The sequence below is a fragment of the Staphylococcus sp. HMSC14D10 genome (genome assembly GCF_001808125.1).
GTDB classification, from domain to species: domain Bacteria; phylum Bacillota; class Bacilli; order Staphylococcales; family Staphylococcaceae; genus Staphylococcus; species Staphylococcus haemolyticus.
The window spans coordinates 198,190-214,643 of record NZ_KV792255.1 but is presented as its reverse complement, the minus strand read 5'-3'; the positions used below and the strand labels follow the sequence as shown (position 1 = coordinate 214,643).

The window sequence follows — 16,454 nt, the reverse complement described above, 5'->3', positions numbered from 1 at the left end:
GGTTCTTCTCAACGCACAATAAATTTTCTCGGCACAAATGCGTAGTCTACTTTTTATCTTTATCTTGTAAATCATATTTTTCTTTCATCTCATCAAGGTCATCATCTTTATAAAAAAGTATAAAATAAGCAATAATACCAAACGGAATACCTAAAAATGGTGTAGTAAAAGAACTAAATATTACACACATAAAAATTAACCAAAACAAATCTTCTAAAGACCATTTTTTATTTAATAAATCATTCACAATCTGTTTGATAGTCATAAAAATAAAACACTCCTTTTTAGCAAACTTTATCACAATAGTTATCGCTTTACAGGTCTGTTTTTCGTCGTTATAATCTAGTTAAATCCCGTAAGGGCGCACTTATACGTTTGTTCCAAACGCTAGTGCAAATTCGTAATCGACCTGCGTCGATTTTTTATTTTAAATCTTAGTTTTAAAGAATCGGCGTTGTGGCGCAGATATAAAAATTAATACTGCACGAACTAGAATCGACGTTGTAGCGTAGATATAAAAATTAATACTACATCAAAATTTAACTAAGATTTGAGCTACTAGTTTTTGCTAGTCGATTTTTTATTTTGTTATTTTTAAATACCTTTATTTTGAATTTTAAGGGGGGATTTTGAAGATTTAGGGGGAGTTTTATACCAAAAACTTATATTGGTTCTTAAAACGCAAATATGAGCCAAATAAATATATGCTAATTTCACAAACAAAAGTTTGAGCAAAACTAGTGACTAATTTTTTAGACACTGCCCATTTATATGCAAATTAAAATTTTGCATAAAATCCTTCAAAAAGTAATACCAATTTTTAGTTTCTGCAGGGGCTGATTTCTGTAAAAATACCAAAATCTTGATTTTGTCCAAAATAAAAATTAAGAGCATAAGGGAAATTTGCTACCTTTTAAAAAGGTAGGTCTGGCGAAGCCAGACATTTCAATACTTACAGCATTTTTACTCAGGTATCCAAAATCGCTTAAGTACCCAAAATGTACCCAAACGTTTTTTAGCCCTTTTCAATAAAAAAACGCTAGCTTTTTGGCTAACGTTTTAGAAAAAATATCAAAATTTATACTCAAATTTCTTCGTCGATTTCATCAATCATTTGATGATTAATTTTTCTTTTTTCTTCTTCGGTCAAATCAAAAATTTCACTCGCTAAGTATTCTTTTTGGTTCCAGTGATAAAAAATTTGATAAATATATTCTGTCGGATCTACTTCTTTAAGATAATCTAAATCACCATTTTTTAATTTCTTTCTTGCCTCTTTAAACAAACCAGAATAAACAAGAATTTGTTTACCTTTGAGTGATTTATAAAATGCATCGAATACTTTTTGATTAATTAAATAGTCGCTATCTTTACCAGAATACTTCGCCATTCCGTATAATTCTTTGTTGTTATTTTGTTTTATTTTTTGAACATGAACTTGTGTAATTTCATCGTTACCCGTTACATCTCGCCATAAATTCAGCCATTCTTTTTGACTGATGTATGACTTAGTATCTTTAAAATACGATTTATTAACGGCAATTAAAACGTGAAAATGGGGATTATAATCATCCCGCTCTTTGTTATAGGTTCCGTTGCAAAGTTAAAAATCATGTAATATTTATACTGAAAAACGAAAAATAATTAATACTAACAAAACATTTTACTGTTAAAACAATATTTGTTTTTATAGTTTTGTATAGATGTGTATATAATTTTAACTTTGCAACGGAACCGAAAAAATTCATCCACAGTGGTACCAAATAGTCTTGCCAAATTAAATGCTAATGTCAATGTAGGATCATATATTGTTTTCTATTAAATTAATAGTTTCCAATAATATTGATATGTGAGAATGATGTTACCTAAAAAAGAAAATACAATTTTAAAATATGTTGTTTATCTAGTATCGAATATATCGCACATCTCAATTTCTACCGTTGTTTAATATGTTTCTTCTAATTAGTTGAGTCATCGTGTGAAATCATTTTGCATTTCTCCACTCACCAGTGTTATAATTTAGTTAACAAGGAAACTAGCATAGATGCACCAATCCCCTCACTATTGCCGTAGTGAGGGGATTTTTAGGTGTGGCTATGGTCGCCTATTTATTATTGCGATTACGTAGCCAATGCGTGAATATCGCAATAATACAACCACTGATGACTGTGGTCGTGATGTGAACAAGGATTTCTAGCATAGATTAGCACCTCCTCTCTACGCCTAAATTGACGCCTGAGAGATAGGCGACTAGTATATTATATCATCTCCAAATACACGCTGATGGTTTACTTTTAATAAGTCATTTTATAGTAATATTTTCCAAGATTTAACCTATATACTGTTCTTTTTATTACTAAATTTATCAAAATAGATGATGATACTTATATATCCTAAATGCTTTAAAACTGAGAAGTATCACCTACATGCACTATCTAATTTATGCTATAATGTGGTGTATTATTTAGAAGCTAAGGTGAGGCAAACGTTGAATAAGAATATAGACGTTCAAACGAAACAAGTTCTAAAACAAAATGGTGAAAAACAAAAATTTGAATTTGCTGCTCAAGGTTCATGGCAAAAGAAAAACGCAGATTATATTCGATACCAAGAACAAATTGAAGATGCAGTTGTTAATGTAACAATTAAAATTGAGGAACGCGGTGTTAAATTAATACGCAAAGGCGATATTAATATGAATCTTCACTTTGTGGAAGGTCATGATACGACTACACTTTACGATATACCAGCTGGTCGTATTCCTTTAACTGTTAAAACACGTAGCATCCTGCATTTTGTGAATGAAAATGGTGGAAAATTAAAAATTCAATACGAGTTACATCAGAACGATGAAAAGATGGGCTCATATCAATATGAAATTAATTATAAGGAGATAAGCGAATGAATATTATTGAAAAAGTAAAATCAACTTTAATAGAAGAAATTAAAGCAAGTATTGAAAAAGCTAATCTGGCTGAAGATATTCCCGAAATTAAAGTAGAGATACCAAAAGATACTAAAAACGGGGATTATTCAACGAATATTGCAATGGTATTAACTAAAGTTGCGAAACGTAATCCACGTGAAATTGCTCAAGCTATCGTTGATAACTTAGACACAAGTAAAGCGAACGTGAAGCAAGTAGATATCGCGGGCCCTGGTTTTATTAATTTCTACTTAGATAATCAGTATTTAACTGCAGTTATCCCAGAAGCTATCAATAAAGGTGACAAATTCGGTTGTGCAGAAGAATCTAAGAACACGAATATTTTATTAGAATATGTATCTGCTAACCCAACTGGTGATTTGCACATTGGTCATGCTAGAAATGCTGCTGTAGGTGATTCATTAGCTAATATTTTAATTGCTGCAGGTTATAATGTAACACGTGAATATTATATTAATGACGCGGGTAATCAAATTACTAACTTAGCACGTTCTATTGAAACGCGTTTCTTCGAGGCACTTGGTGATACAAGTCATGAAATGCCAGCTGATGGTTATAACGGAAAAGATATCATCGAAATTGGTAAAGATTTAGCTGATAAACACTCTGAAATGAAAGACTACTCTGATGAAGAACGTCTTAAAACATTCAGACAATTAGGTGTCGATTATGAAATGGATAAATTGAAAAAAGATTTAGCTGATTTCAACGTCCACTTTGATAACTGGTTCAGTGAAACATCATTATATGAAAATGGTGCCATTGATAACACATTAGCTAAAATGAATGAACTAGGTTATACGTATGAAGCAGATGGTGCGACATGGCTACGTACATCTGACTTTAAAGATGATAAAGACCGAGTATTAATTAAGAAAGATGGTACTTACACATACTTTACGCCAGATACAGCATATCATTACAATAAAATTAATCGTGGTAATGATATCCTAATCGATTTAATGGGTGCCGATCATCATGGTTATATTAATCGTTTGAAAGCTAGTCTTGAAACATTTGGTGTGGATAGTGATCGTCTTGAAATTCAAATCATGCAAATGGTTCGTTTAATGCAAGATGGAGTCGAAGTGAAGATGAGTAAACGTACAGGTAATGCGATTACTTTACGTGAAATTATGGATGAAGTAGGCATTGATGCTGCACGTTATTTCTTAACAATGCGTAGTCCTGATTCTCATTTCGACTTTGATTTGGAACTTGCCAAAGAAAAGTCACAAGACAATCCAATTTACTATGCTCAATACGCGCATGCACGTATTTGCTCAATCTTAAAACAAGCGAAAGAACAAGGTGTTGAAGTTACTGCTGATGCTGACTTTTCAACGATTACAAATGAAAAAGCAATCGACTTATTGAAGAAGGTTGCTGAATTTGAACCAACTATTGAAAGTGCAGCAGAAAGTCGCGCACCACATCGTTTAACAAACTATATTCAAGATTTAGCTTCTGCATTCCACAAATTCTATAATGCTGAAAAAGTATTAACAGATGATGCAGAAAAGACGAAAGCTCATATAGCTTTAGTAGATGCAGTAAGAATTACGTTACACAATGCATTAGCACTGGTTGGTGTCTCTGCACCTGAATCTATGTAATCAAGAGAATTATATAAATTTTGATAACACCCTCATAAATTTCGATTTGTGAGGGTATTATTATGTAAAGATTGGAGTGAGAGTATGCCAACGCTTACGACAGAAGAACTTTATGAAACTTTATTAGAGCATATGGGACCGCAACATTGGTGGCCCGCTGAGAGCCCGGAAGAAATGATGCTCGGTGCTATATTAGTCCAAAATACGAATTGGAAAAATGCAGACATGGCTTTACTTCGGTTAAAAGAAAAAACAAACTTTGATCCTCAAAAAATTTTATCGTTGCCATTAACTGAACTACAAGAAACGATCCGTTCCAGCGGCTTTTATAGGAATAAAGGGAAAGCCATTCATGCTTTGTTTCAGTGGTTAAATCAATTTAATTTTGATTATGAAAATATTGCTCAACATTATGGAGATAATCTAAGAAGAGAGTTACTAAAAATTCGTGGCGTCGGTAGCGAAACAGCTGATGTTTTACTCGTCTATATCTTTAAAGGTATAGAGTTTATTCCTGATAGTTATACAAGACGTTTGTATAGTAAGTTAGGTTACGCCCATACAGAAAGTTATGATAAATTTAAAAAGCAAATTTCATTGCCTCCTCATTTTACGAATCAAGATGCTAACGAGTTTCATGCCTTATTAGATAATTTTGGGAAAAACTATTTTAATGGAAATGGGACTCAAAAATACACATTTTTAGAAGATTATTTTAATAAGAATGATTGACTTTAACGTTACGTCATAGTCCACACTACTAAATAGATGAATGAGGTATTAATGATATTAAAAATAAAGTAAAGTGGAGAATAAAATAATGATAAATCATGACTATTTTACACCTAATGAAGTGAGCAAAGTGACGTCGGTTAGTACAAGAACTTTACGTTATTATCATGAGATTGGTTTACTTGTGCCTAGTTATATTGATGATAACGGGTATCGTTATTATCATTCTCAAGATATATCAACATTACAAACAATTTTATTTCTTAGACAACTCAATTTATCGCTTGAGAACATTCAAGACTATTTTCAGCAAAGTATTAATGATAAAAATGTAATATTAGAAGAAAATTATGCTCAAATTATTCATCAACGAAATCACCTGAATCAAATCATTGATTACCTCAATCATCATCTAATTAATCATAGAAATGAGGAGATTAATATGGACAAATTTAATCAATTTGATGTGAATGAACAATATGATAAAGAAGCGGCGCTAAAATATGGTGACACGGATTACTATCGGTCATATCAAGATAATAGAACTCAATTTAGTGATTCTGAGAAGCAAGATAATGATGATCATACTAATGAACAATTCAATCAATTTTTTAATGAGATGAATCAACTATTGGAAGATGGCTATTCAGCGGATGACGCATTTACGTATCAAAATATCGAAACGTTAAAAAAGATATTACAACGACAAGTACCAAATGCGGACAATCAATTCTTAGAATATATGGCACTCACTTATGAAAGTGATGAACGTTTTGCTAAAAATATAAATAAAAATCGTAATGATTATTTAAATGAATATATTGCAAGAGCAATTCGAGCTTATATTAAATAAAGTATTCTCTTCAATTCTTTATTGTGTAATGATTATAGTGAATCATATTTAAAGGAGACGCTATAATGATTGAGTCGTATCAGCTATTCTGGAAAAATTATTTCAATGTACAAGGTCGAACTCGTAGACGACATTATTGGTTTGCAACATTAGCTAATATCATCGTACTTGTATTATTAAGTTTACTTGCAGACTTACTTAAATGGGTGTTTGGCGGTGGAGATACGTTTTTTAACATTGTGTATGAAACGATTGATGTCATCATTGTAATAGGTACATTTACTATGTCAGTACGTCGATTTCATGATGTTGGGCGCACAATGTTAATTCCGTTAATTATGTTAATATCGATGCTGTTACGAGGATTAATTGTATTATTAGAAACAATATCTAATGTGTATTTGAGTAATTTTTATTCTGACGTATCGTTGATGATTGCAACGGTAGTTGTATTAGTTATTTCGATCGTATTATTAATTGTATCAATTTTCGCATTGATTTATTGTGTTACAGATAGTGAAAAAGGTACAAATGAGTATGGAACTAATCCCAAGGCAACGTAATGTTAAGAAAAGCATTGAGTATTTCTAAATTTAGAGATATTCAATGCTTTTTAATATTTAAAATTTTCCATAAACAAATAATAATATAAAATTACACAATTAAATATAAAAAACTAAATTAATATTTAATATTATTTGTTATGATATATGCATACATAATCTAGAAAGGAATGTGTGAACGTGTTAAATAAAAAGTTATGGATATTACTTAGTTTAGTCATGTTGATTCTTGTCGCTTGTGGACAAAACGACCAACATAAACAAGAAGATAAACAAAGTAATCAATCTGATTCCAACTCGAAAGAGCATTCATACAAACGTATCGTGTCGCTTATGCCAAGTAATACGGAAATTCTTTATGAATTAGGTCTCGGAAAAGATGTTGTAGGTGTTTCTACAGTGGACGATTACCCTAAAGATGTTAAAAAGGGGAAAGAACAATTTAATACAATGAATTTAAATAAAGAAGCCTTATTAAAAGTCAAACCCGATTTAATTTTAGCACATGAATCTCAAAAAGGAACTTCAAAGAAAGTGTTAGATAGTCTTGAAAAAAATGGCGTAAAAGTGGTTTATGTGAAAGATGCACAATCATTGGATCAAACGTATGAAACTTTTAAACAAATAGGTAAAGTAACGGGACGTGAACATGAAGCTAACGAACTTATTGATGAGACGAAGCACAATGTTGAAAAAGTAATAAAGTCGGTGCCAAGACATCATAGGTCACAATCTGTTTTTATGGAAGTCTCTTCTAAACCTGAAATATATACAGCAGGCAAACATACATTTTTTGATGACATGTTATCCCAATTAGATGCTAAAAATAGCTTTTCAAATATAGAAGGTTGGAAACCAGTGGATAAAGAAGGTATCATTAAAAAGAATCCAGATATCCTCATTTCTACAGAAGGTCTATCTAAATCAGATTACTATAAAGTGATTAAAAAACGTGATGGTTTCCGTCAAATTAAAGCTGTGAAAAATGGACGTATTGAAACTGTGAACGGTGATGAAATTTCACGTCCAGGCCCTCGTATTGATGAAGGTTTAAAACAATTAAGAGACGCTATTTATAAAAGATAAATTCATATGAATTAAATAGTTATTGTAAAAGTGAGATTAGTACAATTTATATTGAAAAGTTACATTACAAATCCCCTGTAGCTGACTGAACTGAGAAGAGCTTTAAATCAAGCTTTTCTCAGTTTTAATTATTTTTGCGACTATGCAACTACGGGACCTAGCAAAAAGAATGTTATATAGAAATGCTATAACTAATGCAAGCTAAGTCTACGAATATAAAAGAATGCTGCCCTCAGTCCCATTCTTTTATATCATCAGTTATAATAGAAGAAATAATAGAAAGATTATTGATGAGTTGATAAAATGACAAGAAATATATATTTAACATTTCTAAGTTGGTGCATATGTTTAATCGGTGCCATAGGACTTTATTTACTATGGGACTTAGGGAGCTTAACGGATTCATTTAATCAAATGATATTGCTTAAAGTTCGGTTGCCAAGAATTATTGAGGCCTTATTAACGGGAGCAATATTAACACTAGCAGGTCAGATGTTTCAGACTGTTTTAAATAATCCTCTAGCCGATAGTTTTACATTAGGACTGGCAAGTGGTGCTACATTCGGTTCTGGATTGGCGATATTTCTAGGATTATCTTTTATTTGGGTGCCCATCTTTTCAATTAGCACTAGTTTAATCGCATTGTTGATCGTCTTAATGATTGCTGCCAAAATCTCACGTGGTTATCCACTTAAAATTCTTATTATTACTGGTTTGATGATAGGTGCACTCTTTAATGCATTATTGTATATTCTAGTTTTAATTAAACCTAATAAGATGAACCAAATAGCTAACTACTTTTTCGGAGGATTTGCAGCGGCTGAAACGCGAGAGGTCATATACATCGGTCTAATAGCTATACCTATTATATTGATTCTACTTAGTATGGTGCCAGCGATTAAGTTATTACAATTAGGTGAATTGAAGAGCCGGTCATTAGGTTTAAACGTCCAACAAGTCATGTTTTTGATACTAACACTAGCATCTATAATAACAGCAGTCGCGATAGCATATACAGGTATTATTGGTTTCATCGGCATGATAGTGCCTCAACTGATAAGACGCTATTATTGGAGATTTACGTTAGGCATTCAAATGATATTAAATATTTTAATCGGTGCTACAATGATGTTGATTGCAGATTGGATTGGTAGTGTGTTAATTCATCCAGTGCAAATACCAGCTAGTATTATTTTGGCTTTAATAGGTATTCCAACATTATTTTACATTTTGCTTAAGCAATCTAAAGATATTTAAACATACATTTAACTGTATCACATGGATGTTACGTTATTATTTTATGGAAGACTTTTTGATAAAATGAGAATAATTATAGAGTTAAGAGGGAATTGACAATGGACTTAAGTCATATAAAAGCAATCGTGTTTGATTTAGAAGGTACATTATTAGATAGAACAAAATCTCGAGATAAATTCATTGAGGAACAATATGAACGATTTCATGATTACTTCGTACATGTTCAATTAGCAGATTTTAAACAAAAATTTATAGAATTAGATGACGATGAAGATAATGATAAACCTGATTTATATAAAGCAATTATTAAGCAGTTCCATATTGATCGTTTAACATGGAAAGATTTATTTAATGATTTTGAAATGCATTTCTATCGTTACGTATTCCCTTATTATGACACGCTATATACTTTGGAGAAATTATCGCAAAATAATTATGTTTTAGGTGTTATCGCAAATGGTAAATCTAAAATTAAACAATTTCGTTTACAATCATTAGGATTAGGGCATGTAATCAATTATTTATCAACTTCTGAAACTGTAGGATTCCGTAAGCCTCATCCTAAAATATTTGAAGATATGATTAATCAATTAAATGTTCAACCTGAAGAGATAATGTATGTGGGTGATGATGCTTTAAATGATGTAGCACCAGCTCGCGCAATGGGCATGGTAAGTGTGTGGTTTAAACATGATGACGCTGAATTAGAACCTTTAGAAGAAGAGGTTGACTTTATTATTACTACAAGTGAAGAGTTATTATCAATATTACCGATTCATATAAAACAAGGAGGAGATTCATAAGATGGATTTATTTACTAGAAAAGGTGGTTTATCCTTACATTACAATACGATGGGTGAGGGATATCCTGTTGTCTTAGTACATACAGCATATGAAAATGCTTCTATATTTCAAAATTTAGCAAAAGAATTGGCAAAATCTTTTCAAGTAGTTTTACTAGATTTAAGAGGACATGGCTATTCAGATAAACCAAGGCAAATTGATTTCAAAGAATTTGCCGATGATATCATACAATTACTAGATTATTTGTATATTGATGAATCAGCATTAATAGGTCATGAAATGGGCGCAGCCATAATTGCGGATTTGGCAGAACGTTATCCTAATTATGTGTCATCCCTCATAATGGTAACACCAACATCTATTGAGGGTGAATTACCTGAAGAACGTTTATTCAGAAAATATTCACATAAAATTAGAAACTGGGATGACGAAAAACAAAATAAGTTTTTAGAAAAGCATCGTTATCATAAGCCGAGAAAAGTTAATAAGTTTTTAAAACATGTTGAGGATACGAATGCAATTTCTACAAAAGAGGAGACACAAGCGATTGAAGATGTGTTCAAAGAAACTGCGATTTCAAGCGTATTTGAACATGTAACGAAACCGACGTTAATTATTGCGGGAGAACATGGTGAGCGTATTACAACACTTGAATCTAAAGAAGTAGCCGATTTAGTTAAAGAGTCACAATTTGATGTGTATGCTCAATCAAGTTTATATCCTTTTGAGGAAGAGAAAGATAAGTTTATTGAAGATGTAACACCATTTATTAAGAAATATATGCCTGAACACTAATTGTTGTTAGGATATCTTCAGTCGTCATCCTGATTTGTTACATAAAATAACTTATTTTGTAATATTTTCGTAACAATACTGTTATTTTAGTAATAAATGGGGTATACTATGAATAAGCACAAGACGAGAAACGAGATAAAGGAGAGAGTGCTTATGAAAAAATTAGTAGCGGCATTTTTAGTCTCTGGACTAGTAATGACAGGAGTAGGCGTTAATCATGCTGAAGCAGCTAGCGGTAATACAATTCAAACAGTTCAACAATTAACTCAAGGTGAAAAATCATTAGAAAATATTACACTTGGCGAATCAATCAAAAATGTTTCAAACAAATATGGTACACCGATTTATTCTAAAAATCCAAGCAACAATGAAGGTTATTATGAGTATCGCACAAATAAAGGTTTATTAGTTGTAACTGCAGTAGGTAAAAAGAACCAAGGTTATGTTACTAGAATTTCTATGACTTATAATGAAGCTAATGGCCCAACTTATAATCAAGTTAAGAAAAATTTAGGCCAAAATGCAGTGGCACGAGTTCAATATAATAAAGTAAGCGGCAATTTTGGATATATTCAAAAAGGTAAAACAAGCTATCAATTTGGCTCAAATTCACCTCAAGATAAAAACTTAAAATTATATCGTATTGATCTTGCTAAATAATAAAAATAACAAATTTTATAATTTCATCACTAGGAGCATGACGTTAAATTCTAACTTTTGAATAACGTCATGCTCTTATTTTTCGTCATTAAACAGAAAATAATGTCAATGTATGATAAAATTTTAAATTGAACAATTAACAATCGTATAGATGTTATTAAACTATAGCAAAGGAGTAACTCATGAGAACCAACGATAAAGTGTTACTTGAAAATATTAACGATTACTTTAGCCACAAAGGGATGGCACCTAATTTAATCGATGATATAAAAGAAAATTTGCGCAATGATTTGAAAAGGTCTGAATCAAAAGATGAAGATTATTTAGATTATCGTGGCAAATCTCCAGCACAAATTATTTTGATTATTCAACGAAATTTATTCGGTTTACAAACGAATCCTGTTATTTTCTTTATTATGAATTTTATCTTAATATCATATCTTTATGATAAGCAATATGTGCCATTTCAAGCGGCTACAGCAATTTCTATATTCTATTGTATAATCATTTTTCCATTATCGATTTTTATTAATATTCGTATTGATAAGAAGAAGTTTCTATATAGCAATCGTTTTGAAATGATACTAGGATATATCGTTGCGATAATTGCACTAATTTTAATCATTATGCGTGCTTTTAATCTAAATTGGGGAATCATTCCCATCACTATTTATAGTCATCAAGTCGTTTTTTTTATAGGTATTATACTAAGCTTGATCGGTGTCTTTTTTAAAAAAATAGAGTACACAGCAATTGGTTTATTATTCTGTCAAAAGACGATTGATGCAGTAGTGACAAAACCTGAAATTGCACAAATCATTTCTCTTATTATATGGATCATGATAGTGGCATTGATCGTTTTTTATACAATTAAATTATCATCAAGGACGAGGGTGTAACGCTTAATTAACATAAGCTTGAAATAAATATTATTTGAGTTTACATTCCCAGTTCAAAATAGATAAGCAAATTAACTTGAGAGTAGGGCCTGGGACATAAGCAATGTCTCAGGAGTTATTATATTGGCAGTCATTGACTGAGTTAAAAAGCACTTGTAACAAGTGCTTTTTTAATTTAAAAAATATTTATATAATAATGATTTTAATAAAGTTAAGAACATTCATAGCGTAACTTTTAATGAAGTGGGTATAGTAACAATTAAGGGAGGTGCCAATATGAAAAAAATCGAAACGTTAAACCAAACAAAATTAGCTTATCAAGATGAAGGACATGGCAGCCCCGTTATCTTAATTCATGGCTTAGATGGTAATTCGGCAGCGTTTGATTTATTAAACAAACAACTCCAACAAAACTATAGAGTGATTGCGTATGATGTTCGAGGACATGGTAAATCGTCACGTCCAGATTCATATAACTTAGAAGATCATGTGAAAGATTTATATGTACTTATCAATAAATTAAACTTAAAGAAAGCGCATCTATTAGGTCATGATATGGGAGGGGTTATTGCTAGAGAATTTACCGAAAAACATGAAAATCATTTATTATCTTTAACAATTATCTCTTCAAAAGCTGAGGATATCGTTCATGGTTTTACGAAATTAATGATTGAGCACCAAGACGAAATTGCAGGGTTTAATAAATCTGAAGCATTACTTTTATTATTCCCGTATATCTATAAAGAACAAGAATCAGCAATGAAATGGATTCAACGGCAACGCTTATACAGTAAACAAAATTCCGAGGATAGTGCTATAGCAAGCAGAGCACTTTTAGATACGGCTTATGCGAATAAAGGGTACACACATTATGTTAAAGTTCCTACATTAATTATAAACGGACGCTATGATCCAATTATAAATGATAAGAATCATTATAAAATAGAAGAGCGTTATCAAAATGTTGAGAAGGTTTTATTTGAAGAATCTGGACATGCACCCTATGTTGAAGAAGAAGATAAGTTTCTAGTCTTATATTTAAGTTTTTTAGAAAATGTTGAACAGGTAACAGAAGTGAATCATTAAATGATATTAGTTATTTTTATAAGTGGATGCCTGTTTGATGAATCATGATATAAAGCTTTTACATTAATATATTAGATGGAAATATTATGATTTAAAATACATTTGTAATACGACATATGATATACAAAAAAGCCAGTAAGTGAAATTTACGGATTTCATTTATTGGCTTTGTTATTTAAAAATAATATCTCAGGGTTATAAATTCATATCGAAACGAATAGAATTAGAAAAGCCACAAAGAAATTATAATTCAGTTTCTTTGTTAGCTTCTTCGATACGAGTATTTACTTTATTTAATAATGAATCGATTTTTTTACGTTGTGTACTATTTACAAGAATTAATACAGTTCTTTCATCGTGTTCATTACGTTTTTTATCAAAATAATCTTCTTGAGATAAATTTTTCACTGCTTTAACTACTTGTGGTTGTTTGTAGTTTAAGTGATTAATGATATCTTTTAAATAATATGCCTCTTCTTTACTTTGACTAATATATGTTAAAACTGCGAATTCTTCAAAGCTAATTGAAAATTCTTTTTTGATGATGTTTTTTAATTTATCTGCGTATGTGATCATTGATAATAATTCGAAACAATCATTGATTTTTGAAATTGCCATTTTGAAACCTCCCCAACTAATTGTGCACTTTTTCTATTTTGCCCGTTAAATTATATATAACGTCTTATAATAGTTAAAATTACTTAAATAATTTAGATTAAAAGAATTTTATTAAATTAATTTAATGCTATATTATTTAGTTAATTATAACTAAATAAAATTAAGAAGTAAACAAAGAAGTACTTAATAAAACAATATTTTGATTATTATATTCTTTGTTTGAATTTCAAAGCAATTTATAAAAATCAATTAATTAAGAACAATTATTATTTCGCTCTATATAATAAATTTTAATATGAATATACAATTGCAAAAAATCACTGCTATTTTTGTAGAAGTGATGATGAAGGATGCACAATCACTTTATCTCCAATATTTAATCCATTGGATACCATAATATACCCATTTTTTTGACTTTTAGTATATTCTATTCTTCTTTTAATAATTTTGTTATTTTGTGTAATTAAAACATAATAATTTTCATAAATTGCACTTATAGGTAGTTCTATTTTAGAAGTTCCAACATCGATATCAAAGTGGCGTCCAAGAGGGTATTGATCTTGAGTCGAAATATCTACTTGATAAATTGATTCACCTTTTTCTACTTTATAAGGGATTTGAATGATAGAAAGAATTTTACCAGTAAATAATTTGGAGTGATTTCTTGTAACGTTTACATCTTGATTCGCTTTAATATGTTCCAATTGAGATTCAGTTATACTAGCACGAATAATATGTTTTTCGCTATTAATTTGCATTATTTTTGTATTTAATTTAGAAGGATGTGCTTCTAGGATAGTTACTTTTCCAGGAATAGGGGAATTAATGCGTGTTTGAAGTCGAGTTTGGAGTTCTAATATTTGGCTGTTTAGCGTTAACTGTTGACTAATTGATTGTTTCGGTGAATGGTTGATAAGTGAGGATAGGGCCTTCTTTTTATCTACAATAAGCTTTTCAAGGAGCGGATTATAATACTCTAATAAAGGTGTATCAGAATGGATGATTTCATCATTTTTGACAAGTAAGGAAGAAACATTTCCTAAAGATGGATTGAAATATAAAGTGAAACTTTCTTGAGGTTGTTGTTCGCCAATGAATGAAAGAGAGTATTGAGGTTTTGCAGTAATGGTTTCTATTTTAGATGTGTCAGGTTCTGTTGGAATTTTTGCATAAATATGACATACAAAGGATATGACGAGGAGGATAAGTGTGGCAATTAAAATTCTTAACGGGGTAAAAAATGTCTTCAATAAGATCACCTCTATAAAATTTTTATACAACTATTATACAATGGAGATATAACGAATAAGTGTAATAACTTATAAATAAAAAAATGTCTTCTCAATTACTAAGAAAAGAAGACATTTTAAATAAAGATATTAATATAGTGTTGTAAAAACTAAAAGAGGCGTAACAAAATAATTCCTATAGCTATGGCAATTAGCCCACTAAACTTGCGAAGTGTTATTGGATTCTTGCGAACGCCTAAACCGAAATGATCAATGATAACGCCCATTAACATTTGACCTAACATTGCGACGATAGTTGTCAGTGCTGCACCTAAAAACGGCATCAGAATTATATTTGATGTGACAAATACAACGCCTAGAACACCACCAATAAAATGTATTGGCTTGATTTTACCGATATCAGGATGTGTGATTTTAATTTTGAGACTTCTGTTAAATATTAACGTTAAAATGAATAATGCTAATGTACCAACAGTGAAAGATACGAGTGCGGCAAATAGCGAATTATGCATTTGCTGAGCTAGACCACTGTTAATTGTAGTTTGTAATGGTGGCGCAAACCCAAATATAAAGCCGATGATAAGCCAAACATAAAACATATGATTTGTTTTTTCTTGGAGTTTATTTTTAGGTATATAGTTCATTAATAAGATACCGAAGAATAGGATTATGATGCCTACTGCTTTTAGGAAAGTGAATGAATGATTGCTTGCGCCAAGTAGACCGAAAGTATCTATGAAGACCCCCATGATGATTTGACCAGCTACTGTCATGACAACAGTTAACGCTGCGCCTAAACGAGGCAGTAATAATAAGTTTCCTGTTAAGAAACAAACACCTAGTAGACCACCAACCCACCAATGATAGTCAATTGTATGTCCACTATAAAATGAAGCGTCAAATAATTTAGGATTAAAAATCATATTTAAAATAAATAAAAATAGTGTACCTACGAAAAATGAAATGGTAGATGCATAAAAAGATGATTCTGTATATCGTCCTAGGCGAGAATTGATTGAGGTTTGGATTGGGACCATCATACCAGCCACAATACCGAGTATAAATAAAAATGCCACGATAGACCCCCTATATTTTCTTTCATAACTAAAACATCATTATTATACGCATTTTAGTTTCCAATTTCAAAATACGAATATCAACGCATTTTACTAATGGTGGACTCAGAATATAAATTATTGAAGTATTAATTATAAAAAAAGAAGCTAGGACAGAATTCTTTTCGAATTCTTCATCCTAGCTTCGCAAGGTTGACTAGAAGTGAGAAAAG

General features: G+C 30.8%; 17 protein-coding genes and 2 pseudogenes. 12 read left to right on the top strand and 7 right to left on the bottom strand.

The window, feature by feature from the left end; translation table 11 throughout:
* Positions 1-46: 46 nt before the first annotated feature.
* The 4 genes and pseudogenes from HMPREF3134_RS07760 to HMPREF3134_RS12005 form a co-directional block, all read right to left on the bottom strand.
* Complete coding sequence (locus HMPREF3134_RS07760; RefSeq protein ID WP_011276556.1) at positions 47-265, bottom strand: VraH family peptide resistance protein; 219 nt, start codon at positions 263-265, stop codon at positions 47-49.
* An 819-nt stretch (positions 266-1,084) separates the two neighbouring features.
* Positions 1,085-1,591, bottom strand: a pseudogene (locus tag HMPREF3134_RS11790) (protein rep); the annotation flags it as partial.
* A gap of 146 nt (positions 1,592-1,737) precedes the next feature.
* Positions 1,738-1,834 (bottom strand): annotated as a pseudogene (locus HMPREF3134_RS12500) (helix-turn-helix transcriptional regulator); the annotation flags it as partial.
* A gap of 270 nt (positions 1,835-2,104) precedes the next feature.
* Entirely contained in the window at positions 2,105-2,200 is a 96-nt protein-coding gene (locus HMPREF3134_RS12005; RefSeq protein WP_011276553.1) for a type I toxin-antitoxin system Fst family toxin, read from the bottom strand.
* Between the two features lie 288 nt (positions 2,201-2,488).
* On the opposite strand from HMPREF3134_RS12005, the gene HMPREF3134_RS07750 reads away from it, so the two are divergent.
* From HMPREF3134_RS07750 to HMPREF3134_RS07695, 12 genes are all read left to right on the top strand, one after another.
* Positions 2,489-2,905, top strand: a complete 417-nt coding sequence (locus HMPREF3134_RS07750; RefSeq protein ID WP_011276552.1) for a YwiB family protein — start codon at positions 2,489-2,491, stop codon at positions 2,903-2,905.
* On the top strand, positions 2,902-4,563 hold the full coding sequence (gene argS / locus HMPREF3134_RS07745) for an arginine--tRNA ligase (RefSeq protein WP_070441998.1): 1,662 nt from the start codon (positions 2,902-2,904) through the stop codon (positions 4,561-4,563). The genes HMPREF3134_RS07750 and argS overlap by 4 nt, the downstream gene beginning before the upstream one ends.
* 84 nt (positions 4,564-4,647) lie before the next feature.
* On the top strand, positions 4,648-5,295 hold the full coding sequence (locus tag HMPREF3134_RS07740) for an endonuclease III domain-containing protein (RefSeq protein WP_070441995.1): 648 nt from the start codon (positions 4,648-4,650) through the stop codon (positions 5,293-5,295).
* An 88-nt stretch (positions 5,296-5,383) separates the two neighbouring features.
* On the top strand, positions 5,384-6,148 hold the full coding sequence (locus HMPREF3134_RS07735; protein ID WP_070441993.1) for a MerR family transcriptional regulator: 765 nt from the start codon (positions 5,384-5,386) through the stop codon (positions 6,146-6,148).
* A gap of 65 nt (positions 6,149-6,213) precedes the next feature.
* Positions 6,214-6,711 (top strand): DUF805 domain-containing protein, encoded by a 498-nt coding sequence (locus HMPREF3134_RS07730; RefSeq protein WP_070441990.1) that lies wholly within the window; start codon positions 6,214-6,216, stop codon positions 6,709-6,711.
* 219 nt (positions 6,712-6,930) lie between these two features.
* Positions 6,931-7,797 (top strand): ABC transporter substrate-binding protein, encoded by an 867-nt coding sequence (locus tag HMPREF3134_RS07725; protein ID WP_049425988.1) that lies wholly within the window; start codon positions 6,931-6,933, stop codon positions 7,795-7,797.
* A 303-nt stretch (positions 7,798-8,100) separates the two neighbouring features.
* The gene (locus HMPREF3134_RS07720) at positions 8,101-9,054 is read left to right on the top strand and encodes a FecCD family ABC transporter permease (RefSeq protein WP_011276546.1); all 954 of its coding nucleotides are present in this window, start codon (positions 8,101-8,103) and stop codon (positions 9,052-9,054) included.
* Positions 9,055-9,152: 98 nt separating this feature from the next.
* Positions 9,153-9,857, top strand: coding sequence for an HAD family hydrolase (locus tag HMPREF3134_RS07715; protein WP_011276545.1), 705 nt, complete (start codon positions 9,153-9,155; stop codon positions 9,855-9,857).
* Between the two features lies 1 nt (position 9,858).
* The gene (locus HMPREF3134_RS07710; protein WP_011276544.1) at positions 9,859-10,653 is read left to right on the top strand and encodes an alpha/beta fold hydrolase; all 795 of its coding nucleotides are present in this window, start codon (positions 9,859-9,861) and stop codon (positions 10,651-10,653) included.
* Positions 10,654-10,806: 153 nt separating this feature from the next.
* Positions 10,807-11,313, top strand: coding sequence for an SA0570 family protein (locus HMPREF3134_RS07705; RefSeq protein ID WP_011276543.1), 507 nt, complete (start codon positions 10,807-10,809; stop codon positions 11,311-11,313).
* A gap of 182 nt (positions 11,314-11,495) precedes the next feature.
* Positions 11,496-12,212, top strand: a complete 717-nt coding sequence (locus HMPREF3134_RS07700; protein ID WP_011276542.1) for a hypothetical protein — start codon at positions 11,496-11,498, stop codon at positions 12,210-12,212.
* 276 nt (positions 12,213-12,488) lie between these two features.
* A complete protein-coding gene (locus tag HMPREF3134_RS07695) occupies positions 12,489-13,298 on the top strand; it encodes an alpha/beta fold hydrolase (RefSeq protein WP_053019395.1) in 810 nt (269 codons plus the stop codon).
* Positions 13,299-13,541: 243 nt separating this feature from the next.
* On the opposite strand, the gene sarA is transcribed toward HMPREF3134_RS07695, so the two are convergent.
* From sarA to HMPREF3134_RS07680, 3 genes are all read right to left on the bottom strand, one after another.
* The gene (gene sarA, locus HMPREF3134_RS07690) at positions 13,542-13,916 is read right to left on the bottom strand and encodes a global transcriptional regulator SarA (protein WP_070441987.1); all 375 of its coding nucleotides are present in this window, start codon (positions 13,914-13,916) and stop codon (positions 13,542-13,544) included.
* Between the two features lie 323 nt (positions 13,917-14,239).
* The gene (locus HMPREF3134_RS07685; protein ID WP_256262278.1) at positions 14,240-15,175 is read right to left on the bottom strand and encodes an efflux RND transporter periplasmic adaptor subunit; all 936 of its coding nucleotides are present in this window, start codon (positions 15,173-15,175) and stop codon (positions 14,240-14,242) included.
* Positions 15,176-15,315: 140 nt separating this feature from the next.
* On the bottom strand, positions 15,316-16,242 hold the full coding sequence (locus HMPREF3134_RS07680) for a DMT family transporter (RefSeq protein ID WP_016930893.1): 927 nt from the start codon (positions 16,240-16,242) through the stop codon (positions 15,316-15,318).
* Positions 16,243-16,454 lie beyond the last annotated feature (212 nt).